The sequence below is a fragment of the Cryobacterium adonitolivorans genome (assembly GCF_004402695.1).
Classification (GTDB): Bacteria; Actinomycetota; Actinomycetes; order Actinomycetales; family Microbacteriaceae; genus Cryobacterium; species Cryobacterium adonitolivorans.
Genome location: NZ_SOFL01000016.1, coordinates 34242 through 55362 on the forward strand (window position 1 = coordinate 34242; position 21121 = coordinate 55362).

General features: G+C 65.2%; 23 protein-coding genes, 1 tRNA gene and 1 pseudogene. 12 read left to right on the top strand and 13 right to left on the bottom strand.

What is annotated here, in order from left to right:
- The first annotated feature begins 187 nt into the window (after positions 1-187).
- Positions 188-856 carry a GntR family transcriptional regulator gene (locus tag E3O42_RS05665; protein WP_134453009.1) on the top strand — a complete coding sequence of 223 codons (669 nt, stop codon included), beginning with the start codon at positions 188-190 and terminating at the stop codon, positions 854-856.
- A gap of 216 nt (positions 857-1072) precedes the next feature.
- Positions 1073-1525: a VOC family protein gene (locus E3O42_RS05670; protein ID WP_241984656.1), complete on the top strand. Its 453-nt coding sequence runs from the start codon at positions 1073-1075 to the stop codon at positions 1523-1525.
- 6 nt (positions 1526-1531) lie between these two features.
- On the opposite strand, the gene E3O42_RS05675 is transcribed toward E3O42_RS05670, so the two are convergent.
- Both E3O42_RS05675 and E3O42_RS05680 read right to left on the bottom strand, forming a co-directional pair.
- Positions 1532-2380: an alpha/beta fold hydrolase gene (locus E3O42_RS05675; RefSeq protein WP_134453010.1), complete on the bottom strand. Its 849-nt coding sequence runs from the start codon at positions 2378-2380 to the stop codon at positions 1532-1534.
- Between the two features lie 417 nt (positions 2381-2797).
- Positions 2798-3406: a TetR/AcrR family transcriptional regulator gene (locus E3O42_RS05680; protein WP_198414072.1), complete on the bottom strand. Its 609-nt coding sequence runs from the start codon at positions 3404-3406 to the stop codon at positions 2798-2800.
- A 99-nt stretch (positions 3407-3505) separates the two neighbouring features.
- On the opposite strand from E3O42_RS05680, the gene E3O42_RS05685 reads away from it, so the two are divergent.
- The 4 genes from E3O42_RS05685 to E3O42_RS18925 all read left to right on the top strand — a co-directional run bounded on the left by E3O42_RS05685 (position 3506) and on the right by E3O42_RS18925 (position 5755).
- Positions 3506-4084, top strand: coding sequence for a nuclear transport factor 2 family protein (locus E3O42_RS05685; protein ID WP_134453012.1), 579 nt, complete (start codon positions 3506-3508; stop codon positions 4082-4084).
- Between the two features lie 134 nt (positions 4085-4218).
- On the top strand, positions 4219-5199 hold the full coding sequence (locus tag E3O42_RS05690) for an alpha/beta hydrolase (protein ID WP_134453013.1): 981 nt from the start codon (positions 4219-4221) through the stop codon (positions 5197-5199).
- 65 nt (positions 5200-5264) lie between these two features.
- A complete protein-coding gene (locus tag E3O42_RS18920; RefSeq protein WP_420897865.1) occupies positions 5265-5435 on the top strand; it encodes a DUF1427 family protein in 171 nt (56 codons plus the stop codon).
- Positions 5432-5755, top strand: a complete 324-nt coding sequence (locus tag E3O42_RS18925; protein WP_134453015.1) for a DUF1427 family protein — start codon at positions 5432-5434, stop codon at positions 5753-5755. The genes E3O42_RS18920 and E3O42_RS18925 overlap by 4 nt, the downstream gene beginning before the upstream one ends.
- 49 nt (positions 5756-5804) lie before the next feature.
- On the opposite strand, the gene E3O42_RS05705 is transcribed toward E3O42_RS18925, so the two are convergent.
- Positions 5805-6317: a hypothetical protein gene (locus E3O42_RS05705; protein WP_134453016.1), complete on the bottom strand. Its 513-nt coding sequence runs from the start codon at positions 6315-6317 to the stop codon at positions 5805-5807.
- 224 nt (positions 6318-6541) lie between these two features.
- Here E3O42_RS05705 and E3O42_RS18445 point away from each other — a divergent pair, with 224 nt between their 5' ends.
- On the top strand, positions 6542-7228 hold the full coding sequence (locus tag E3O42_RS18445) for a TetR/AcrR family transcriptional regulator (RefSeq protein WP_134453017.1): 687 nt from the start codon (positions 6542-6544) through the stop codon (positions 7226-7228).
- A 285-nt stretch (positions 7229-7513) separates the two neighbouring features.
- Here the strand turns inward: E3O42_RS18445 and E3O42_RS18450 are convergent.
- The 4 genes and pseudogenes from E3O42_RS18450 to E3O42_RS05730 form a co-directional block, all read right to left on the bottom strand.
- Positions 7514-7645, bottom strand: a pseudogene (locus tag E3O42_RS18450) (PfkB family carbohydrate kinase); the annotation flags it as partial.
- A 627-nt stretch (positions 7646-8272) separates the two neighbouring features.
- The gene (gene nrdG, locus E3O42_RS05720) at positions 8273-8875 is read right to left on the bottom strand and encodes an anaerobic ribonucleoside-triphosphate reductase activating protein (RefSeq protein ID WP_134453019.1); all 603 of its coding nucleotides are present in this window, start codon (positions 8873-8875) and stop codon (positions 8273-8275) included.
- A gap of 7 nt (positions 8876-8882) precedes the next feature.
- Entirely contained in the window at positions 8883-11132 is a 2250-nt protein-coding gene (gene nrdD, locus E3O42_RS05725; protein ID WP_241984657.1) for an anaerobic ribonucleoside-triphosphate reductase, read from the bottom strand.
- A gap of 67 nt (positions 11133-11199) precedes the next feature.
- Positions 11200-11775 (bottom strand): hypothetical protein, encoded by a 576-nt coding sequence (locus tag E3O42_RS05730; RefSeq protein WP_255454960.1) that lies wholly within the window; start codon positions 11773-11775, stop codon positions 11200-11202.
- Between E3O42_RS05730 and E3O42_RS18455 the strand changes: the two genes are divergently transcribed.
- Complete coding sequence (locus E3O42_RS18455; RefSeq protein ID WP_241984659.1) at positions 11775-12050, top strand: hypothetical protein; 276 nt, start codon at positions 11775-11777, stop codon at positions 12048-12050. The two genes, E3O42_RS05730 and E3O42_RS18455, sit on opposite strands and share 1 nt — an antisense overlap.
- A 97-nt stretch (positions 12051-12147) precedes the next feature.
- Positions 12148-12849 (top strand): haloacid dehalogenase type II, encoded by a 702-nt coding sequence (locus E3O42_RS05735; protein ID WP_134453022.1) that lies wholly within the window; start codon positions 12148-12150, stop codon positions 12847-12849.
- A gap of 39 nt (positions 12850-12888) precedes the next feature.
- Here the strand turns inward: E3O42_RS05735 and E3O42_RS05740 are convergent, their stop codons facing one another.
- Together E3O42_RS05740 and dcd are read right to left on the bottom strand one after the other, a co-directional pair.
- Positions 12889-13410: a hypothetical protein gene (locus E3O42_RS05740; protein ID WP_134453023.1), complete on the bottom strand. Its 522-nt coding sequence runs from the start codon at positions 13408-13410 to the stop codon at positions 12889-12891.
- 112 nt (positions 13411-13522) lie between these two features.
- Positions 13523-14128, bottom strand: a complete 606-nt coding sequence (dcd, locus tag E3O42_RS05745; protein WP_134453024.1) for a dCTP deaminase — start codon at positions 14126-14128, stop codon at positions 13523-13525.
- Positions 14129-14197: 69 nt separating this feature from the next.
- Between dcd and E3O42_RS05750 the strand changes: the two genes are divergently transcribed.
- Positions 14198-14271, top strand: a tRNA-Gly gene (locus E3O42_RS05750).
- Positions 14272-14347: 76 nt separating this feature from the next.
- Here the strand turns inward: E3O42_RS05750 and E3O42_RS05755 are convergent.
- Positions 14348-15715, bottom strand: a complete 1368-nt coding sequence (locus tag E3O42_RS05755) for a glucose-6-phosphate dehydrogenase (protein ID WP_134453025.1) — start codon at positions 15713-15715, stop codon at positions 14348-14350.
- Between the two features lie 309 nt (positions 15716-16024).
- Between E3O42_RS05755 and E3O42_RS05760 the strand changes: the two genes are divergently transcribed.
- Complete coding sequence (locus tag E3O42_RS05760) at positions 16025-17416, top strand: protein kinase domain-containing protein (RefSeq protein WP_241984660.1); 1392 nt, start codon at positions 16025-16027, stop codon at positions 17414-17416.
- A gap of 271 nt (positions 17417-17687) precedes the next feature.
- Here the strand turns inward: E3O42_RS05760 and E3O42_RS05765 are convergent, their stop codons facing one another.
- Positions 17688-18869, bottom strand: coding sequence for a CAP domain-containing protein (locus E3O42_RS05765; protein ID WP_134453026.1), 1182 nt, complete (start codon positions 18867-18869; stop codon positions 17688-17690).
- A gap of 158 nt (positions 18870-19027) precedes the next feature.
- Here E3O42_RS05765 and E3O42_RS05770 point away from each other — a divergent pair, with 158 nt between their 5' ends.
- Positions 19028-19267 (top strand): hypothetical protein, encoded by a 240-nt coding sequence (locus tag E3O42_RS05770; protein WP_134453027.1) that lies wholly within the window; start codon positions 19028-19030, stop codon positions 19265-19267.
- A gap of 111 nt (positions 19268-19378) precedes the next feature.
- On the opposite strand, the gene E3O42_RS05775 is transcribed toward E3O42_RS05770, so the two are convergent.
- Positions 19379-20263 carry a carbohydrate kinase family protein gene (locus E3O42_RS05775; RefSeq protein WP_241984661.1) on the bottom strand — a complete coding sequence of 295 codons (885 nt, stop codon included), beginning with the start codon at positions 20261-20263 and terminating at the stop codon, positions 19379-19381.
- Positions 20264-20267: 4 nt separating this feature from the next.
- The gene (locus E3O42_RS05780; RefSeq protein ID WP_198414073.1) at positions 20268-20786 is read right to left on the bottom strand and encodes a hypothetical protein; all 519 of its coding nucleotides are present in this window, start codon (positions 20784-20786) and stop codon (positions 20268-20270) included.
- Positions 20787-21121 lie beyond the last annotated feature (335 nt).

A 21121-nucleotide genomic window follows, 5' to 3' on the forward strand; every position in this document is an offset into this window, starting at 1 on the left:
GGACCCATTGGGTGTCCATCAGCTCGAGGGGACCCGAACCCCACGCAAAGAGCCTAATTGGGTGAACGATGCCCATCCAATTGTTGAACAATCAATCGCGTAAACACCTTGTTTCGGGCATGTTTCGGTGAACGAGATTGGGTGCCTCTACCCCGCGGGCCATGGTCGCCTTCGCTAGAGTGGCGACGTGGCGGATCTTGACGAAGCGGACGACGGTAACTCGCGCGCAGACCGGGCCGCTGAGAAGCTCCGCCGGCTGCTGACCAGCGGCGGCCTCGTGCCCGGCCAGCGCCTGTCAGAGTCCGCCGTCAGCGAGCGCCTCGGCGTCTCACGCAACACCCTGCGCGAAGCCTTCCGAATGCTCACGCACGAGCGGCTTCTCGTGCACAAACCGCATGCCGGCGTGTTCGTGGCCGTGCCGTCGCTCGCCTCGATCATCGACATCTACCGGGTGCGCCGCATGATCGAGTGCCAGGCGCTGCTCTCCGCGCCGGCGCGGCACCCCGCCAGCCGACGGATGCGTGCCGCCGTGGAATCCGCGCAGGCCAGCCGCGACGCCGACGACTGGATTGCGGTGGGCACCGCGAACATGGAGTTCCACTCCGCGATCGTGGCGTTGGCCGACAGCGACCACCTCGACCGGCTCTACGCGAACATCTCCGCCGAGCTGCGCCTTGCCTTCTTCCTGCTCGACGACCCGGACTATCTGCACCGCCCGTACGTCGAGCTCAACGTCGCCATGCTGGACCTTTACCTCGCGGGAGAGGCCGCCGAGGCCGCCGCTGTGCTGGACGACTACCTGTTGAAGTCTGAGCGCACGATCGTCGCCGCCTACGCACGGCAGTTGCCCGCCTGACCTGTCCCCGCGTCACTACAGGCGGAGTAACTCGCGAAACGCCGTCTTTTTCGGGCCGCCCCCGCCGGAGTGTCGCGAAGAACTCCGCCTTTACGAACGCCCTGCTGCCGGAGTTGGGGGACCATCGCGGCCCTGCCACTGAACCGGTACCCCTAGCGCTCTGCGCCACCGTGCGTAGCGTGGAACCGGAATCCACCCGAGGAGAGGACTGCACCGATGAAAGCACCCACCAGCATCCTGCGCGGCATGAGCAACGTGAATTACTGGGCAGAGGATCACGGCGCCGCGACGGCCTGGTACACCGAATTGCTGGGCATGGAGCCCTACTTCCGCATGCCCGGTTATTGCGAGTGGCGGGTCGGCGACTACGGCCATGAGCTCGGCCTCATCGACGCCCGCTACTCCCCCACTCCCCGGACGGATGCGCCCGGCGGCGCCGTACTCAACTGGCATGTCGACGACGTGCGGGTAGCCCTCACCCGGCTGCTGGAGCTCGGCGCGATGATGCGCGAGGAGATCCGGGAACGCGGGGAGGGCTTCACCACGGCGGCGGTGGTCGACCCGTTCGGCAACGTGCTCGGCGTGATGACCAACCCGCACTATTTGCAGGTGCTCGCGGACGCCACACCCGACGGGGAATCCGCCCGGGCGGGGCATCCGGCCGAATGAGTTCTGCTACCTCGCGAGGAACGCGAGTACGTGCCGGTTCCATTCGTCCTTATGGGAAACGGTGAGGCCGTGCGGGGCGTCTTCGATCAGGACGAGTTCGCTACCGGAGATCGCCTCGTGAGTGCGCTTACCACTGACCTCGAACGGCACGATGGTGTCGGAGTCGCCGTGTATCACCAGGGTAGGCACGGTGATTTTCGTCAGATCGTCGCGGAAGTCCGTCGTCGCGAATGCGGTTGTGCAGTCGAGCGTGCCCTTCGGTGACGCCAATTCGGCGATATCGAGGTTGTAAGCAATCTGCTCGGCGCTGACCTTCGGCTTGTTGACCAGCGAGGGCTTGCCGGCAGTGAAGAACATCTGAAGAAATTCCTTCAGGAATGCCGGTCGGTCTTCCGTCAGGCCGTCGTGGAACCACTGGGCCAGCCCGGCGTCGACACCCCCATCGGGGTTGTCATCCGATTTCCAGAGGTACGGCGGCACCGCGCTGGCGAAGACGAGCTTCGCGATGCGATCGGTGCCATAGGTGCTGACGTATCGGGCGAGCTCGCCGCCGCCCATCGAGAATCCGATCAGAGTGACGTCCCGCAGGTCCAGCGCGTCCAGGACGGCCTTCAGGTCGGCGGCGAAAGTGTCGTAGTCGTACCCGTTCCACGGTTGCGATGACTGGCCGAATCCACGGCGGTCGTAGGTGATGACCCTGTGGCCTGCGTCGACCAGTGCGGGAACCTGGCCCTCCCAGGACCTGCCGCTGAGGGGCCAGCCGTGAATCAGTACGACGGGCTTGCCGGCCCCGGCGTCTTCGTAGTGCAGTTCGACGTCGGGACCGTTCTGGCCGGGGACGGTGATGAAGGGCATGTTCTCTCCTTGCAATCGGGATGGTTCGCTGGAGGTGATCGAGATGGTGGGATCGAGATGGTGGGATCGAGGTAATCGCGGTTCGCTGGGAGAACGCTGGATGACGGTCGCCGAGGGATCGCGTCACCCTGCTCAGAGCGCCTCCCACAGAGATCGCCGATCGTCTTGAGCTCCGTCTCCGACGATGGATCGATTGGTCGGCGCGGTGTCAACGTGCATGCTCTATTTTCAGGACGGCTGCGACCCTACGAGACTCTCAAAGGTGAGCGTTGCTTCGTCAACGTGAAGAGCCACCGAACGCTCTAGCGGCCGCACCACGCACCGCATCGTGACCAGGTCGAGGACCTTGGCGACCACGGCCGGTGAACTGGATCTGAAGATCCCGAAGCTATGAAAGCTTGCGTTGCCGCCCGCTCGCTACGGTCTCAGGAGCGGGAGAAGAACGTCGTCGACGATGGCCTCCACCTCAGCGTCGGGGACGGTTCCGCGGTCTAGCGACTCGGCGACGATGAGACGCGGGCCGATGGCAGCGGTGCGGGCCGTGGCGCGCTCGGGAGCAGCCTCGCCTCGGTCCACCGCCCTGTGCATGCAGTCCAGCAGGACGGCCTGATGGGGCAGGATCACCTCACTCATCACGTGGGTGAAGAGTTCGGGTAGGCGCGGGCGCTGAGTCAGCAGGGGACGCAACGCTCGCCCGCGAGGCTCGTCCAGCACCCGGGCGAATGTGGTGAGAAGAACGAGCAGGTCGCCTCGCAGTGTGCCGGTGTCTGGCACCAGCGGCCGTCCGAGGCCGGCATCATAATCTTTCAGTGCATCCAGCACGAGCTCGGCGGTGGTGCCCCATCGACGGTAGAGGACAGATTTCCCTGTGCCCGCCTTGGGAGCGATCTTCTCGAAACTCAGTTCCTCGAAACTGCTCGCTGCGAGCTCCTCCAGAGCGGCCCGGTAAATCGCCTGATTCAGCTCTGCCCCGCGGCGGCGCGTGGTGGCGGGCGGCGGTGTGGGAGCTGCGGAGGAGTCGGGCACTTTTTCAGTTATACCTCCCGCCGACGATTCGCGTCCAACTGTGGAAGGGTGTATCTTCAAATAAGAAACCATTTCGTCCTCTATTTTAGGAGTCGCACTATGACCGCACGCATCGAGGACCGGGTCGCCATCACTGACCTGATGAACGGCTGGATCCACCGCGACCTGAGCGAGTGGGACCAGCTGCGCGAGCTGTTCCACGCCGATGCCACCGTCGAAATCACCTGGTTCGACGGCCTGGCAACCGACTTTGTCGAGGGCTCAGCCCGCATGGGCGCCTCCGACCTGCGCACCAAGCACTTCGTGGGGAACCCCTCGATCACCTTCAACGGCTACCGTGCCCTGGTGCAGACCAACGCGATGGTCTTTGCCGAGAATGTCGCGCTCGACCTGGGGTCGACCACGCACAACCGATTCTGGGATCAGGTGGAGAAGCGTGACGGTGTCTGGCGCATCGCCCGGCGACAGAGCATTTACGACATGAGCTACTTCAACTTCCTGGCCAAGGTCCAGGAAGTCGACGAGACGACTGTCCGCCGCCACCCGCGCGAATACGCCGCCCTGGCCTACTTGCTGGACAAGTCCGGATTCCCTATCGTGCGCGAGTTCCCCACCCGCGGCAGTGATCTGGAGACCGAGATCAAGTCCGCCGGCACCGCCTGGCTGAACCAGTCCTGACCCGTCTCGCGATATCCCATACCGACCACCGAGGGCGGCGGTCGGTGACCTCCCATCGCCCCACCACCCCGACAGACCCCACCCCGCCGGCCGAGTTGCTTCGCACCGGGCCGAACAATAGAAGGAATCACTCAATGTCCCATTTGGAAGCCGCTGATCGCGCTGACAGTTTCGTCTCCCACTCCATCGAAGAGCACGTGGTCGACCTCGGCGAGATCAGGATGAACTACGCCACACTGGGAGACCCGTCACTTCCCGCGCTTGTGCTCATCCCCTCGCAGTCCGAGTCCTGGTGGGGCTACGAGCGAGCCATGCCTCTGCTCGCCGAGCACTTCCAGGTTTTCGCCATCGACCTGCGCGGCCAAGGCCGGTCCACGTGGACTCCGGGCCGCTACACAGTGGACACCATGGCCGGCGACGTGGTCCGCTTCATCGATTTGGTCATCGGCCGACCCACCATCGTCAGCGGCATGTCGTCCGGTGGCGTGATCGCTGCCTGGCTGTCCGCCTACGCAAAGCCCGGCCAGATTCTCGGTGCCGTTTACGAAGACACCCCACTGTTCGCCTCCGAACTCGTCACAAGCTGCGGCCAACCCGTCAACCAGGGCATGGGCCCCTCCCAGACCATCTGGAACAAGTACCTGGGCGACCAGTGGAGCGTCGGCAACTGGGAGGGGCTCAAGGCTGCCTTCGCCGGCGAGATCTCCCGCCCCCTGCGCGACGCCCTCGCCGTCATGTTCCCCCCAGTTGAAGGCGAGACGTCCCACGACGGCCGGCCCCCGCAGAACCTCAAGGAGTACGACCCCGAGTGGGGTCGTTCCTTCTCCAGCGGTTTGGCAACCGCGGGCTGCGACCACGCCACCATGCTCTCCCACGTCAAGGTCCCGGTACTCTTCACCCACCACTACCACCAGCAGGACGCGGAGACTGGCATCTACCAAGGCGCGATCTCTGATCCCCAGGCCACCCGCGTCCGTGAGCTGGTAACCGCGGCCGGTCAAGCATGCACCTACCTGAATTTCCCTGGCATGCCCCACTCGATGCACGGCCACCAGCCCGCGCTTTACACCCGCACGGTCTCCGAATGGGCGGCAGGACTTCTCCAGGCCCGCTGAGCCAGAACCAGAGGACGTCGTGGCCGGGACAAGCCGACCCCCGGGCACGACGTACTCATTGGCCGATGATCGACCACTCACAAAACACAGGAACACACGTGACCACCTACATACATGTACTGGTAGCTGGAACCTTGATCGGGGCGCTGTACGCCCTCCTCCACATACGATCACCTGCACCACCACCGACCGCCCTGGCAGGCTTGGCCGCCATGCTCATCGGTGCCACGTGGTGAAACAGCTTTCCGCAGCGCGCCCCTACATCCTCGCGATTCTCGCCGGACTGCTCGCCGGAATCGCGTACCGGCTGCTAGGCGTCACCTCCCCCGCCCCGCCCTGGCTCGGCCTCACGGGGCTTCTCGGCATCCTCATCGGCGAGTCTTGCACCCGCGCTGGCATCCGCCACATCCCCGCAGCGCTCTCGTCACCCGCCTGTCGGCGCCTGCTTGCGAGGCGTTCGGCCAAAAACTCGGCAACACGAGGTCCAACGCGATTTGCACGCTATCGCTCGAAAGGTGACCATCGCCGGAGCCTATCCGACACGGGCTCGAAGTGACGCGGGGCGGCGGCCATGTGTTGTGCTGATGTCGTTCCGTTTGTCGTCATCACGGTTTCGGCGACAGTTTGCGTGTGAGGCCTCCGAGTGGGTCGGGTTGGTAGAAGCCGGCGATGACGAACCAGACCACGATGAGCACACCGGCGGGGCCGAGGAGGATGATCGGCAGGGAGGCGCCGAAGAAGCTGAAAAGTGCCAGCCAGACGCCGGTGAAGACTCCCAGCACCTTCAAGATGACGGGGCGTGAGAGCAACGACACCGCGATCAGCCAGGTCGCGCCCAACACGTGCCCGCCAAGGCGCATCGGCATGTAGATCTCGAAGGGCACGAGGTTGAGCGTCATGATCCCCACTGTGACGTCCAGTGCGAGCCAACCGAACGCAGCCGCTCGCGCCCACTCGGGCGCGGGGACGCGGCTGACGAAGAACAGTGCGCTGAGGTGGAAGAGGATGCCTAGGGCCGTTCCCCACGATGAGCCCGGAGCGACGATGGCCAGCACCAGCGTGGGTGAGAACAGCACCGCGGGCAGAATCGCGACAGTGCGGAAGCTGAGCACCGGCATATCGAGCCTCAACCTCCGCTCGGGTTCGAGTGATATCGAACGCGTATCCGCGCTTCTCGTTGGGTCAGTCATTGTTGTGAATCTCCTGCTCTAACACGTGCTGAATCGATCATTCGACCAGAAACGGATACTTACTATCCGTTATGAGATCAGCCTATGAAGATAAACGGATCGAGTCAATCCGTTGAGCGGGTAATAGGCATCCGCGGTGATAAAGTGCACCAATGGACACCGATGCTGAGAGTGCTGAGCACTCGGATTCGGTTGCGGCCCGACCAAGACTCAGGCGTGACGTTCAACGCAGCCGTGAACGGCTCATCGCCTCGGCACGCGACGTTTTCGCAGCTCAAGGACTCGCCGCCGGCCTCAACGAAGTTGCCTCTCACGCCGGCGTCGGTGTCGGCACGGTCTATCGTCACTTTCCCGACAAGCAGGAGCTCATCGAGGTCGCCCTGAATGATGCCTTCGAGTCGCTCATTGCGCTTATGGAGCGAAATCTTGAGATCAATTCCCCTTGGCGTGCTCTCGAGAGAGCGCTGCGCGATTCCGTTGCCATGGCTGTGGCGAATCGTGGGCTTCGAGACCTCACCTTTTTGTCATCACGCGGTCGCGAATCCGTGCAGGTCGAGCGGGCGCGGCTGAACCCGCTTATCGAACGGATGCTGCACGCTGCCCGCGTTGAAGGCGAACTGCGGCAGGACGTTGTTGTTGATGATCTCGTGATGATCATGCTCATGGTCTCAGATTTCGCCTACCGAAGTGAGGCGGTCCGTCCGGGAGCATACCGACGCTACCTGGATATGCTGATCGAGGGCCTTCGGAAACCGCAGCACGGCGACGAAATCATCGCGCCGATGAGTCCCGAAGAGGCTGCCGCAGTGGCTAACCGGTGGGCACCACAGGCTCGGTGAAGTACGGCTCCCCGGTAGAACAGCTGCTCGAGTCTCGCCCCCGTTTAGGCTCTTATCGCCGTAACTTTCGTGCCAGTTTGGAGAGCAGCGAACTGGGCGGTTGCTGCTTGCGCTACATCGCCGTTTACCGCGGCAACACTCACGCCGCACAGGGTTGCGGTTCGCAGACTTTGATTCGCCGGTCGGCTTGGTTGAGTCGAATCGCCAGCGTCTGATCGCGCCGCGCGCCGTCGATGTGGCGGGAACTTCTTTTACAAGGTCGAACCGAACAGCGGAGGTGGCGAGGTGGCGTCGGACCATGTCTCCAGGTGCGTCGTCTCCGACTTCGGCGATCAGGTCGGTCTCGACACCGAGGCTCGCGAGGCCGACTGCAACATTGAGCAGGCCGCCTCCGGGGATGGACCGCTCAGCAGTCACAACTGAGCGGGCTTGGGCGGCAGGCGCGCCAAACAACTACTTCGTAAAAATACTTCCGGAGATCGACACGCTCGGTGGCCCCCAAGGTCAATGGCTACATCAGTAACTACCTGCACCTAGGTACCCCCTTCGAGCTGTCAGAAGGGCAGAGCCTGTGCGGCGGACGACAGTGCCGACAGTGTGGGTCTGCAGACTGACTCACTTGTAAATGAAGTGGCCTCGCGATGGGCTCGAGGCATCGAGGCAAGCTTGAACGATCTGGAACACGAACTCCTCGAGGGGCGATACAGAACGGAACTCATGGACTCATTCGTTTCCGACAAAGGTGGCGCGATAGGGATAGGAATCCTATACGCAGGCGTGGAAGCACTTGTGCCGGCGGCGGTATCCGCCACTCGTCCTTTCGTTCGTTCGCGCTCTAAATGAGACGCGCAAGACAAAACAGGAAGCTTCCCGAGTAGTGGAGAGTCGCAAGACTCAGTGCTGGACGCGGTTCCAGGGTGGATGCTGAGATTCGGCTTTGAGAGTGGCTGAACAATCGAAATCTGACCCTGTCTTGACGCACCTGAACAACCGGGATGTTATCGCTGTAATCGCTTTGAGCGACTTGCTCATTGCGAGCCGGCTCTAAATCAGCGCCTGCTTCTCAAGCTGCTCATAGCTCTGCGCGGCGTCGAGCAGGTCTGCCCAGAGCACGGCGTGCCCGGCGGCCAGCGACTTCTTGACGTCGATGATGCGCTGGTTGCTGCTGCCCCGGAACTGCAGCTTGAAGTCCTTCTTCGCGAGGTCGAACCGTCCGTCCACGAGCACGTCGACCAGGCCGAGCAGTTCCAGCTTGTCGTCGGTGTCGAGTAGCAGTTCTTCATAGGTGTAGCCGGTCCATGACCAGATGTCCTTGCCGTCGCCGAACTCCGTCCGCACCCGGCGGGCCAGTTCGAGGCACACCCCGGTGTTGAGGAACGGTTCGCCGCCGAGCAGGGTGAGGCCCTGCACGTAGGGCTGGCGGAGATCGGCGAAGATCCGCTCTTCGAGCTCGGCCGTATACGGGCTGCCGTAACGGAAGTTCCAGGTCGCCTGGTTGAAGCAGCCCTCGCACGCGAACAGGCATCCGCTCACATACAGGCTGCAGCGCACGCCCTCGCCGTCGACGAACATGAATGGTTTGTAGTCGCCGACATACCGTTGGGTGAGCTTGTCCGAGCGCCATTCGCCGGGTTTCGGATTGCGCATAGCCGGGTTAGAGCGAGCCGCTGCTGCCGGTGGCCCCGGCCATGTGCTTGACCCGGGAAACGATCTCCTGGTGGCGGCCGTGCACCATCGGGCGGGCCTGCGGATTGCCGAGGTAGCCGCAGGTGCGCTTGACGACGTCGCAACTGGCCGGGTCGTTGTTTCCGCAGTCCGGGCACTGGAACCCGCGGTCGGTGGGAGTGAAGTCGCCGGAGAAGTCGCACTTGTAGCAACGGTCGATGGGGGTGTTGGTGCCCAGGTAGCCGACCCGGTCGTAGGCGTAGTCCCAGACCGCTTCCAACGCCTTGGGGTTCTGCTGCAGCACGGGGTACTCGCAATAGTGGATGAACCCGCCGGAGGAGAAGACCGGGTAGTCCTTCTCGAAGTCGAGCTTCTCGAACGGAGTCGGGTTCTTGCGCACGTCGTAGTGGAAGCTGTTCGTGTAGTAATCCTTGTCGGTGATGTTCTCCACCGACCCGAACTTGACCTTGTCGAGGCGGGAGAACCGGTCGGTCAGGCTCTCGCTCGGGGTCGAGTACACGCTGAACTGGTAGCCGTACTCGCGGCTCCACGCCTTGGTGTGTGCGTCGAGAGCCTTGAGGATGTCGAGGGTGAAGAGCTTCGCCTCGGCGTTGCCTTCCCAGGCGCCGCCGAAGAACGCCGCGGCTACCTCGTAGAGGCCGATGTAACCCAGCGAGACCGTGGAGCGCCCGTCCTTGAAGAGAGTGTCGACCGAGTCGGTGCGGGCCAGCTGCTGGCCGAACGCGCCGTAGACGTAGAGGATCGGCGCGTTTGCGGGGGTCGCCTGCTTGCACCGTTCGATGCGGTAGACCAGGGCGTCGCGGGTGATCAACAGGCGCTCCTCCAGGAGGCTCCAGAACTTCGCCTGGTCGCCGGCGGCCTCCAATGCGATGCGCGGCAGGTTCACCGTCACCACGCCGAGGTTCATCCTGCCCTCGGAAACGTCGTTGCCGTCGGCATCGGTCCAGCCTTGCAGGAAGGAGCGGCAGCCCATCGGCACCTTGAAGCTGCCGGTGATCTCGATGAGCTTGTCGTAGCTGAGCACGTCCGGGTACATCCGCTTGGTGGAGCACTCCAGCGCGAGCTGCTTGATGTCGTAGTTCGGGTCGCCCTCGGCGAGGTTGAGGTCACGCTTGAGGGTGAAGATCAGTTTGGGGAAGATCGCGGTGCGCCTTTCGCTGCCGAGCCCGTCGATGCGGATCTGCAGGATCGCCCGCTGGATCTCCCGTTCGAACCAGTCAGTTCCCAGGCCGAAGCCGAGTGAGACGAACGGGGTCTGCCCGTTCGAGGTGAACAGGGTGTTGATCTCGTACTCGAGGCTCTGCATCGCGTCATAGATGTCTTTGCGCGTCTTCTCCTCCGCGTAGGCGCGGTGCTGGGTCTCGTCGCCGATCCACCGTTGGGCGTCGGCGAGGTGCTTGGCGAAATTGGCCCTGGCGTAGGGGGCCAGGAGTTCGTCGGTGCGGTTGGCGGAGCATCCGCCATACTGGCTGGACGCCACGTTGGCGATGATCTGCGAGATCTGCGCGGTGGCGGTCTGGATGGAGCGGGGCGGCTCCACGTCGGCGTTGCCGATGCGGAAACCGCGGCTGAGCATGCCGGCGAAGTCGATCAGGCAGCAGTTCGTCATCGGCGCATAGGGGCTGTAGTCCAGGTCGTGAAAGTGGATGTCGCCCTTCTGGTGCGCGTTGGACACGTGCGGAGGCAGCATCTTGTGGCCGATGGCCTTGCCCACCGCGCCGGCGGTGAGGTCTCGCTGGGTGTTGAAGACGTCGCTGTCTTTGTTGGCGTTCTCGTTCACCACGGTGGAGTCGCGGCTCAGCAGGTTGATGATCGAGTGGTTGATGTCGGTGGACTTGCTGCGAGCGAAGTCGCGCTGGGTGCGGTAGCCGATGTACTTCTCGGCGAGGTCGTACTCGTGGCTTTCGAGCAGCGCGTGCTCCACGATGTTCTGCACCTCGTAGATCTTGATGTCGGTGTTGAAGCGGCCCGCGATCTCCCGGTTCACGGCGGCGACGATGTCGACGATCGCCCGGTGCACCAGCGGGGTCATCTCCCGGCGGATCTCCACCGCCGCCTTGACCAGCGCCTCGTAGACCTTGGTGTCGTCGAAGTCCACCCGGCGGCCGTCGCGTTTGACGACTTTGATGGCATGCAGCGCCGGCGTCGGCGCCGACTGGTCGACGTTTCCGTCGCGGGTGGCAGGGGTCTGGGCCGGGGCGCTGATGCTTGGATTCACGCCTTCAGCATAGGGAGACCAGGACGGCGAGATCACTACATTTGGGTGTCCTTGGTCCCTGGCGCCGCTACATGTAGTGGTCGGGTCGCGCAAAGGGCCGGAAACACGCCACCCGATCCCGCCCCGCGATCGGCTGCACATCTGTGCACCCGAGAACCTGTCGGCGTGTCTCACTGGGGGTCACTGCGAGCCGCCCAGCGGTCAGGCCGAGCTGGACCTCGCGCGAACGCGGCCGGCGCGCACCCGGCGCAGGATGCGGGTGGCCTTCGATCCCAGCCCCGACCCGAGCCGGCGGCGCAGGTCGGCGGCGCAGGTCGGCGATCGCCGCGTTCCAGAGGCCGTCGCTGTGGGTGGGGTAGGCGTGGGTGGTGCCGGCGATGTCGCCGGTGGTGAGCCGGTTCTTCACCGCCAGTGTGATCTCGCCGAGGGTCTCCCCCGCCCGGGGCCCCACCACGGTTCCGCCCAGCAGCCGGCCGCGCCCGTCCACGACCAGCTGGGTGTACCCGCCGGTCTGCGCCTCGGTCACGGCCCGGTCGACGAGCTCGTGCTCGACGGTCACGATACGCAGGCCCCGGCGCAGTGCCTCTCGGGCTCCCGGCGACTGCGGCCGGGCAAGTGCACGCCGTTTTCTCCAGCTATGCAATGAGCGTCTTCGACGACTGGCAGCCGGCCTGGGACCGGATGCGCGTGCTGCTGCGCCCAGGCGGGCGCGCGGGTATCGTCGACATGCAGCTGCCCCTGGGCACGTACCGGATCTTCGCGCCGCTCGTGAGGTTCGCCGCCACGGTCGGCGGCGCAGACCTCGCCGCGCGCCCCTGGGCCGTGCTCGAGCGGGAGGGCTGCCAGGTGCGCTCCGCGACCCTGCGCGGCGGTCACATCCGCGTGGTCACGGCCACGATCCCCAGTCGCACTGACTAACGCACCGGCCCCCGCGGCGAAGCAGCCAGGAACATACAATCGCCAGAAGAACTGCGTTACCGAGGTCGGCTCAGCCGACCGGAAAGGATCCGAGTCCATGAACATCAATACCCCGTCCGTGATCGTTTTCGACGTGAACGAGACCCTCTCGGACATGGCGGCCATGCCGGCCCGGTTTGTTCAGGTCGGCGCCCCGGCGCACCTCGCGCCGGCCTGGTTCGCCGCGCTGCTGCGGGACGGCTTCGCCCTCGCCGCCGCCGGAAGCGCGGGGAAATTCTCTCTCATCGGATCGGAGCTGCTGCGCGGGATGCTCCGCGATATGCCCCTGACCCGCAGCCTCGATGAGGCCGTGGACCACATCATGGCCGGCTTCGCCGAGCTGAGCTTGCACCCGGACGTCGCGGATGGCATCCGGTCGCTGAAAAGAGCGGGGATACGCCTGGTGACCCTGTCCAACGGGTCGGCGCAGGTCGCCCAGACCCTCCTGACCGCGGAGGGGCTCCGGAGCGAATTCGAGGCCCTGCTCAGTGTCGAGGACGCCGGGGCGTGGAAGCCGGTACGGTCGGCATACGACTATGCGGCCCAGGCCTGCGAGGTGCTCCCAGCCGACCTGCTACTGGTGGCCGTGCACCCCTGGGATATCCACGGAGCCGCCCAGGCAGGCCTGCGCACCGCATGGGTGAACCGCAGCGCCGAGACCTACCCCGGCCACTTCGCGGCACCGGACTACACCGTGACCCGGCTGGCCGACCTGGCCGCCCGGTTGACGGGTTCGCCGACAACGACGACCCTCACCTGAGCTCACGCGCACACTGCTGAGCAGCGGCTGCCCGGCGGGTCAGTGCACCCGCACGGCCTCGTTGTGCTCCACAAGGTGCCAGGTGGTGCCCTCGTCGTCGCTCACCCAACCCTCCCAGGTGTAGCCGTCCTCGGTGATCGAGGTGAAATTCCAGCGCACCGGACGACCGTCGGTGCCGGTGCCGTCCTGACGCAGGCCGTTGCGGTACGGGGTGGCGATCAGGTGGCAGTATTCGCCGATCGTCGGGGCGAAGGAGCTCACCCGCCAGGCGCCGGCCAACTGGTCATAGACCCGCACGGCGGTGGCAACCGTCTCGAAGCCCGACGGATGCGTGGTGCTGGCCTCGACCTCCACGTCTTGCACCGCGCGCCCGTCGAGGATGAATTGCATGATCCAGGTGAACTCGCGTTCGACCCACTCCCCCGTGGCCTCGTCGAGCCGGCTGCCGTGCGCCGCCCAGGTTCCCACGAGCTGGCCGAATCGGCGCATGCGCCCGGGATACTCCGGGGTGGGACCGTCGGCGATCAGCGCCTCGGCAAATCGGGACTCTGAAGTGGTCATACCCTCGATTTTACCGGGCGCACGTAACGCGCGTGTTCCAGGTCCCGCGAACCGTGACTTAAGCACCCAAAAACGCTCCGGGGAGGGGCTTTTCTCTCAGCTGGCGAGCCGATCAGCCGCCGAGGCTGCCGGCATCCGTGGTGCCCACGTCAGTGCGGTGAAAGCCGAGGTGTGAGCGTGAGGCGGTGGGGCCGCGCTGGCCCTGGTAGCGGGAGCTGTAGGAGGCCGAGCCGTAGGGATTTTCGGACGGCGAGCTGAGCTGGAAGAAGCACAGCTGGCCGATTTTCATGCCCGGCCAGAGCTTGATCGGCAGGGTCGCTACGTTGCTGAGCTCCAGGGTGACGTGCCCGGTGAAGCCCGGGTCGATGAACCCGGCGGTGGAGTGGGTGAGCAGGCCGAGGCGGCCCAGCGAGCTCTTGCCCTCGAGGCGGGCGGCCACGTCGTCGGGCAGGGTGACGGCCTCGAAGGTGGCGCCGAGCACGAACTCGCCCGGGTGCAGGATGAACGGCTCGTCACCCTTGGCCTCGATCAGCCGGGTGAGTTCGGGCTGGTCAACGGCCGGGTCGATGAACGGATACTTGTGGTTGTCGAACAGCCGGAAGAAACGATCCAGCCGCACGTCGATGCTCGACGGCTGGATCATCTCCGGGTCGTAGGGTGCGAGCGCGATTCGTTCCGCGTCGATCTGGGCCTTGATGTCACGATCCGAGAGAAGCACGGTGCCAGCCTATCGGCGGAGGGTTGATAGGATGGCACGGTTCCAGTGCAGCTTCGGCGGCCTGGACGCGCGGATGTAGTTCAATGGTAGAACTTCAGCTTCCCAAGCTGATAGCGCGGGTTCGATTCCCGTCATCCGCTCCATAACTGAGTCGACAGCCTCGATGATCCCCCACGGCGGATGACCGGCCGACCAACCTCAGCTGGGCAAGACGCGTCGTCAGCGCCAGCTGGCTGGGCCCGCGCTGCCTGCCGGGTACTCGTCGAGCGGCACAACACCCTCTTTCCACGCCTTGAGTATCGGGGTGATGATCCGCCAGCATTCCTCGGCGACATCCGCTCTCACTGATATCGACGGGTCGCTGGTAAGAATTCCCGCGAGGACCTCGCCGTAGGCGTCCAGCTGTCCGGCACCGAGATCTGTCTCGAGTGAAACTGTTTCGAGGGTAAAAGGATCGCCCTCGCCATTGACGTTGATGTCGAGCTTCATCCCGTTGGGGTCGAGCGCGATATGCAGCCGCGTGGGTGCAGTGGGGCCGGTGAGCCCGATGGGCAGGTGGGGCACGGGTCTGAAGGTGACCACAATGTCCTTGCGGGTGTCATCAAGGGCCTTTCCCGAGCGCAACACGATAGGCACCCCGGCCCACCGCCAATTGTCAACGGCGAGGGTGATCTCCGCGAGCGTCTCGGTCTTGAGCGCCGGGTTGACGCCCTTCTCGTCCGCGTACGAGGGCAGGTCGCGTCCGTCAACCGTGCCGGCCGTGTAGCGCGCACGGCGAGCGACCAGGTGGCGCTCGCCTGGCCACAGGTGGGTCGCACGCAGCGCTTGTGCCATCGCCCCGCGCAGATCGTCGGAGTCGAGGGTCGACGGCGGTTCCATAGTGGTGAGGGCAAGCACCAGCAGGAGGTGGCTTTGGATCATGTCGACGAGCGCTCCCGCCTTGTCGTAGTAACCGGCGCGACTCTCGAGGCCGAGTTTTTCGTCGTAGTGGATCTCGATTTTCTCGACGTTTTCTGCGTTCCAGTTCTGCTCGAAGATACGGTTCGCGAAGCGAAGGCCGAGCAGGTTCAGCACCGTGGACTTGCCGAGGAAGTGGTCCACGCGGTGCACCCTCGACTCAGGCACGAGGCGCGAGACGAGGCGGTTGAGCGAAACCGCGCTTGCCAGGTCGGTGCCGAAAGGCTTTTCCAAGGCGAGCGAGGTGCCCTCAGGGAGCTCGATTGTGTCGAGCGCCCGGCAACTGGCCTCGGTCACGGCCGGCGGAAGCGCGAAGTACAGGGCGGGCGGGGTCGCACATTCGCCGAGGATTCGGCGCAGATCGTCTGCGTCGGTGGCATCGGCGACAAAGTAGCGGCTGCGGGCAACGACCGGTTCGGTGGCATCCGGCTCGGCCCCGCCCTTCGCGAAGGCGGTGCGAAGCATGTCTTGCCACGCTTCCGTGGAGACCTTCGCGTTGCTGGCTCCAATCAGCTCGAGCTCGATGTCGCGGTCAGCCGCGAGTAGCTGACCGAGCCCGGGAAGAAGCAAGCGGGTGCTCAGGTCTCCACCTGCGCCAAAAATTACCAGGGTCTTACGGTATGCGGCCATTGTCCGAACCTAGTCGCACCTGGAAGCCATAACGCGAACGCCGTGGGTATCTTCAGCAAGCTGCAGCTTCAGCGGCCGGACGCGCGGATGTAGCCCGGCAGCGGAGTCAGACCGCGGAGTCAGACTGCGGAGTCAGGCCGGTGGCGATGTAGAGCGCCCTCGGGGCACCGCGGGCGGTGGTAGCCACCTCGCGTTCACGTTCGAACACGAGATCGGGTACAGTGCACCCCTGCGCGTCCCGTACGATGTCGAAATAGCCCGAGATCTCGGCAGCTTTCCGATGTGAGACATAACAGCAAGGCGAGCAGCGTGACTCTGAGTGAGGCCGACGGCAGCCTGGCTGGGTTGACTCCGTTGCGCGGGCGCTACCGGCTGATGAACGTCATCGGCCGCGGCGGCCTGGGAACGGTTTATCGAGCACGGGATGAGTCCCTGGGCCGGGATGTGGCGGTCAAGATTTTCGCCGCAACGGCCACCGCCGAAGACGACATCCGGGTGCAAGAGTACGAGGTCAACATTCTCGCCGGGCTCAACCACCACAGCCTCGTCACCCTGTTCGACGCGGGACTGGACCGCACGGAACCCGAGCGTCCGCACATCTACATCGTGATGGAACTCGTCGAGGGCGCCGACCTCAAAGCCCAGCTCGAAGACGGCCCGCTGACGCCGCGGCGGATTGCCCAGATCGGCTTCGACCTGGCCGAGGGCATCGAATACCTCCAGCAGCGCGGGATTGTGCACCGCGACATCAAGCCGGCCAACATCCTGCTGGCCCAGCACACCGATGCCAGCACTCGGTCCCGCGCCAAACTGACCGACTTCGGGATTGCCCTGGAGAAGGGGCGCGATCGTGCGGCCGACGCCAACGTCACCGGCACCGCCGCCTACCTGAGCCCGGAACAGGCCCGGGGCGAAGCGCTCAGCTCGGCCAGCGACATTTATTCTCTCGGCCTGGTCTTGCTGGAGTGCTTCACGGGCGAGGTCACCTTCCCCGGCCCGCCCATTCCTGCAGCGCTGGCCCGGCTCCGACAGGATCCGGTCGTGCCCAACGATGTCCCTCCCACCTGGCGGGCGCTTCTGGTGGCGATGACGGCCCGACTTCCGGCCAACCGGCCGCTGATCAACGACCTCGTGCTCGCCCTGCAAGAGGCGATCATGGCTGAGACCGGTCGGCACAAGGAACGCGATGACCGGTCGGCCCTCGACGAGGAGGCCGCGAGAACCCGGGCCGTCGAGCGGTACCAGGTGCTCGACTCGCCGCCGGACGGCGCGTTCGACCGGATCACCGCCATGGCCGCCCGGGTCTTCGAGGTGCCGATCGCTATTGTCAGCATCGTCGATCACGACCGCATCTGGTTCAAGTCCCACCACGGCCTCGACATCGACCAGGTCGATCGTGTCCCCGGCCTCTGCGCCTCCGCGATCATGCAAGACACGCCCTGGGTCGTGGCAGACGCGCGGCTCGATCCCCGTGCCATCTCCAATCCGCTGGTGGCCGGCGATTTCGGGTTGCAGTTCTATGCCGGGGTGCCGTTGCGCACGATCGACGGCCACAACTTGGGCACGTTGTGCGTGCTCGATTTCGAGCCGCGCCCGGTGACGGATGCCGAACTCGCCACACTCACGGACCTCGCCGCCCTGGTGATGAGCGAGCTGGAACTCCGACTGGAAAGCCGCCGCGCCCTCGCCGAGTTGGACTGACCCCGCGCGCGACCACTGCGTCGGCCCGTCGGCGCTTGCCTCGCTGATACGCACGGGCCGTTCGGTGCCAGCGGAAAGGCGCAGCACATAGCAGTCCGCGAGAAACCTGATTCCCAGGTCCTCCAACAGCTCCTCGGCCTCCAGCCAGGCCGTCGCGGATCGCTTCGGCCCGGTAGAACTCGTCTTCGACGATCAGCACGCGCTTGCCCTCATCGTAGGCAGCAACACAGCGTGTGAGGGCGTGACCGGCCGAAGTCCGGCGGCGGACGGGTCAGCCTCGAATGGTCGGGGAAGGTGAGCCGGCGGCCTGCCATTCCTGCAGGGTCACGGGGCGGTTCATGGCGGGGCCGGCGTACCAAACCGTGGAGTTGCCCCGATAGGAGTAGAACGTGTCCCCGGGCATCCGCTGCACCGACTTGGGTGTCGGGAAGGCCTCTGCCTGCCATTCGTCGTAGCCCAGGGGCCGGCCGGCCCCGGTATTCAGGTCGAGCATGCGAGCGAATTCGGGGGCCCAGGACAGCTTGAGGTACCCCTCATTGCTGCGCTGAACCTGGGTGCGGAAGCCGGAGTCGGCCCACTCCGGGTAGCTGAGCTTGTGGTTGACGCCATCGACGCCTTCCACGAAGATCTCCGCGGAGGTTCCCCACTGGTAGTAGTAGCTGCCCTTGATCCAGCCGGCGTTAGCCGAGCTGGGCTGCCCGGCGGTCAGCCACTGGTGGAACGACAGCGGCGTCCACATCCAGTTGCTTTCGCCACCCGGCCAGAAGGTGACGGCGTACACCGTGGGAGACCACGGGTACTTCACGAAGTCGGTCGATGCCGGTTCAGGGGCCCGGAGTTTGTACACGTCACGCCACTTCGCATAACTCAACGGAACGGCCGTCTGGCTATTGTTCGAGCCGACGACGATCTCGAAGATTGTCGAGTCGTAGGCGATCTTGTACAGCTTGACGGCGTTTACGGCGGCGTCATCGACCGGAGCAGGAGCCACGGCAGTGCGGTCGGCCGGGTAGCCCGCAAAGATCTGAACCCAGAGTTTCTGGGCGGGGTTGTAGCCCACTCCGATGCGGGTGTTCTGCACGTTCATGATGTTTCTGTAGTGGCCGCTGGACGCGATCCAGACCGCCACCACCTGGTTCGCGTCAGGGTAGCCCTGGGCGATGTTCTCACCGTGGGTGTCCCAGCCCGGCGACATGCGGTCGGAGCGCCAGGTGGAGTCACTGTGCCGGTAGCCGGTTGCGGCCATTTCGTCAGCCCAGGCCTGAGCTACCGTGTTGAGTTCGTCGCTCTCAATGAGCGGGATGCCGCCTTCACGGGTGCGTGCCTCGTTGGTGAGGCTCACCACAGCGGAACGTTCGTCGGCGGGGGCTGCGTTCGCGATTCCCGCTGCACCGAGAATCACGGACAGGGCGACGAGGCCGGCGCCGAGCTTCACCTTGAGACTGGTGCGCATGATTCTCCCAGGGCAATGCTTGAGGTATGGCTGCCATCGTGGCACCGGACGCTTCCGAGCATGACACAGCACGGCCACGCACTGCGGATTTTCCTGCGCGGATGCGGAGCACCGTGAGGCACAATGGACCCCACGAGTTCCTGCGAGCGGAGGACAGCATGACCGGCGACACCCAGGACGAACCGATTCAGGCCCAGCACGACACGACCGAAGACGACAAGGTGGCGGGCATTCTGCTACAACAGGAAGCGGACCTGGCCGGCCACGACGAGGCCCAGGTCTTGGTCGCGTTGCGCCAGCGCTTCGCCGATGGCGGTCACCAGATGAGCGACGCAGACCTGCAGGACCACGCACGACGCATCGCGGACCTCGAGCCGAACGACTTCTCGCAGGGGTAGGCGCGTCCTGGCCCCGCGAGTTGCCCCCCCCCCCTCCGGACGAGTTGCCCCGGCGCAGCGGCGCAACTCGTCCGAATGAGGGCAAGCCGACGGACACACAGTTTTCGCGAGCTAGGGAAGCATCTCCTCGAGTGCCGGGTGCAGATGCTTCGTGCCCAGAGCAACGGCGGCCTGGTCGGCAGCAGCGGCGAGCGCCGCCGTCGTGGAGGCGCCGGTCAGGGTGGCGTGGAGGAAGCCCGCGAAGAACGCATCACCGGCACCGTTGGTGTCCCGAACCTCCACCGGTACGGCTGCCACCCGGTGCTGCCCCTCGGCGTCGAATGCCATGGCGCCGGCGGCGCCGAGGGTGCACACGACCGCCGTGGCACCGGCCTCCACCCGGGCACGCATGAATGCCGACGGGTCGCTCATCCCGTCGGCGTTCATGAAAATGTAGTCGGCCGCCTGGATGAATGGCTCGTGAAACTCGGACCGGCCGTCGTAGTCATGGACGTCGGTCCAGATGGGAACGCCGGCAGCACTGGCCCTGGGGAGCAATGCTCGGGACGTTTCCGAGAGGTCCATCACCAGGGCCGCGGCGCCCCGGGTCAGCGCGGTGAACTGGGCGCCGTCGGGTTCGATGAACGACGGCACCGAGAGGTACACGGACACCCTTTCCCCCGCACGGGTCATGAGATTCAGGTGCCGTTCGCCGGCGCCGGGGACAACCGGCGCAGTCACCTGGATCCCCGCCTGCTCGAGCACGGAGCGCACCCGGCCTGACGCGACATCGTCGCCGAGCAGCGTCTGGCACGCGACCGCGCGGCCGAGCCCGGCCAGGTGCAGCGCTTTTCCCGCGGAGGTGCCGCCCACGGTCTCGAAATCCTCCAGGGCGAACGCGACGTGCGGGCGCGGCTCCGGCAGCTGATCGAGGTAGACGAGGATGTTCCACGACACCGGTCCGCACACCAAAATATGTTCCACGCCCGTATTGCCCTCCGCCGAGACTCTGATCACCCGCTCAGGCTATGGGACGCATCACCGATAGGGGCGGAAGAACTCGCGCAGCTCCTGGGCGTAGAGCTCGGGCTCTTCGAACAGGGCGAAATGCCCACCGCGTGCGCATCGAGGAGCCGATCGTGCCGGTCAGCCAGTAGATGGTGAGGTTGGTGAGGATCTCGTCCGTGCTGAAGGCGCTCTCGAGGTTGCCGGCGCAGTCACTCCAGGCCCGCAGCTTCTCGACGATCCAGGCGGCGAGCCCCGCCGGCGAATCGGTGAGCCCGACCGCCGCCGTCTGTGGCTTGCTGCGGTGCATCGCCGCGTAGGCGCCCTCGGCCGCTCCCCAGGCCGCGCCGGATCGCAACCAGGCACCTTCCTCCAGGGCGAGGTCGGCGGGATCGCCCCAGAAGAGAGGCAGGCCCGCATCCGTGCGGTGCACCGCCACGACCCGGTCGGGATGATCCAGTGCGAGATAGCGGCTCACGTGACTGCCCAGGTCGCCGCCCGCCGCACCGAATCTGGCGTCGCCGAGTCCGGTCATCAGCTCGGCCTACAGGCCGGCGACGTCGATCTCGACGTCTGCCGACGAGGTCACGGCGGCGAGGAGTTCTAGAGCGCCCGGAAGCGGCCGGAGGCGCTCGGTCGACGGCAGGTAGAACTCCCTCCCCGACCGCGTCGGCGACGTCGTCGCCGAGCAGGTGTTGCAGCAACATGCCGGAGTCCATGCCGATGGCACGGTGGATGCGCCATACCTCCACCGGATGCCCGACGGCGACGAAGGCTCGATCCCAGGCGTCGATGTGGAGTTAGTTCGATTCGACGAGGGTTCCGTCGATGTCGAGGAGTACCGCGGACCGGGGCTTCGTCGAGGAGTTC

Coding starts and splice junctions, on each gene's coding strand:
- E3O42_RS05670 (WP_241984656.1), top strand. CDS start 1,073: ATGAAAGCACCCACCAGCATCCTGCGCGGCATGAGCAACGTGAATTAC.
- E3O42_RS05675 (WP_134453010.1), bottom strand. CDS start 2,380: ATGCCCTTCATCACCGTCCCCGGCCAGAACGGTCCCGACGTCGAACTG.
- E3O42_RS05685 (WP_134453012.1), top strand. CDS start 3,506: ATGACCGCACGCATCGAGGACCGGGTCGCCATCACTGACCTGATGAAC.
- E3O42_RS05690 (WP_134453013.1), top strand. CDS start 4,219: ATGTCCCATTTGGAAGCCGCTGATCGCGCTGACAGTTTCGTCTCCCAC.
- E3O42_RS18920 (WP_420897865.1), top strand. CDS start 5,265: ATGATCGACCACTCACAAAACACAGGAACACACGTGACCACCTACATA.
- E3O42_RS05705 (WP_134453016.1), bottom strand. CDS start 6,317: ATGCCGGTGCTCAGCTTCCGCACTGTCGCGATTCTGCCCGCGGTGCTG.
- E3O42_RS18445 (WP_134453017.1), top strand. CDS start 6,542: ATGGACACCGATGCTGAGAGTGCTGAGCACTCGGATTCGGTTGCGGCC.
- nrdG (WP_134453019.1), bottom strand. CDS start 8,875: ATGCGCAATCCGAAACCCGGCGAATGGCGCTCGGACAAGCTCACCCAA.
- E3O42_RS18455 (WP_241984659.1), top strand. CDS start 11,775: ATGAGCGTCTTCGACGACTGGCAGCCGGCCTGGGACCGGATGCGCGTG.
- E3O42_RS05735 (WP_134453022.1), top strand. CDS start 12,148: ATGAACATCAATACCCCGTCCGTGATCGTTTTCGACGTGAACGAGACC.
- E3O42_RS05740 (WP_134453023.1), bottom strand. CDS start 13,410: ATGACCACTTCAGAGTCCCGATTTGCCGAGGCGCTGATCGCCGACGGT.
- E3O42_RS05755 (WP_134453025.1), bottom strand. CDS start 15,715: ATGGCCGCATACCGTAAGACCCTGGTAATTTTTGGCGCAGGTGGAGAC.
- E3O42_RS05765 (WP_134453026.1), bottom strand. CDS start 18,869: ATGCGCACCAGTCTCAAGGTGAAGCTCGGCGCCGGCCTCGTCGCCCTG.
- E3O42_RS05770 (WP_134453027.1), top strand. CDS start 19,028: ATGACCGGCGACACCCAGGACGAACCGATTCAGGCCCAGCACGACACG.
- E3O42_RS05780 (WP_198414073.1), bottom strand. CDS start 20,786: ATGACCGGACTCGGCGACGCCAGATTCGGTGCGGCGGGCGGCGACCTG.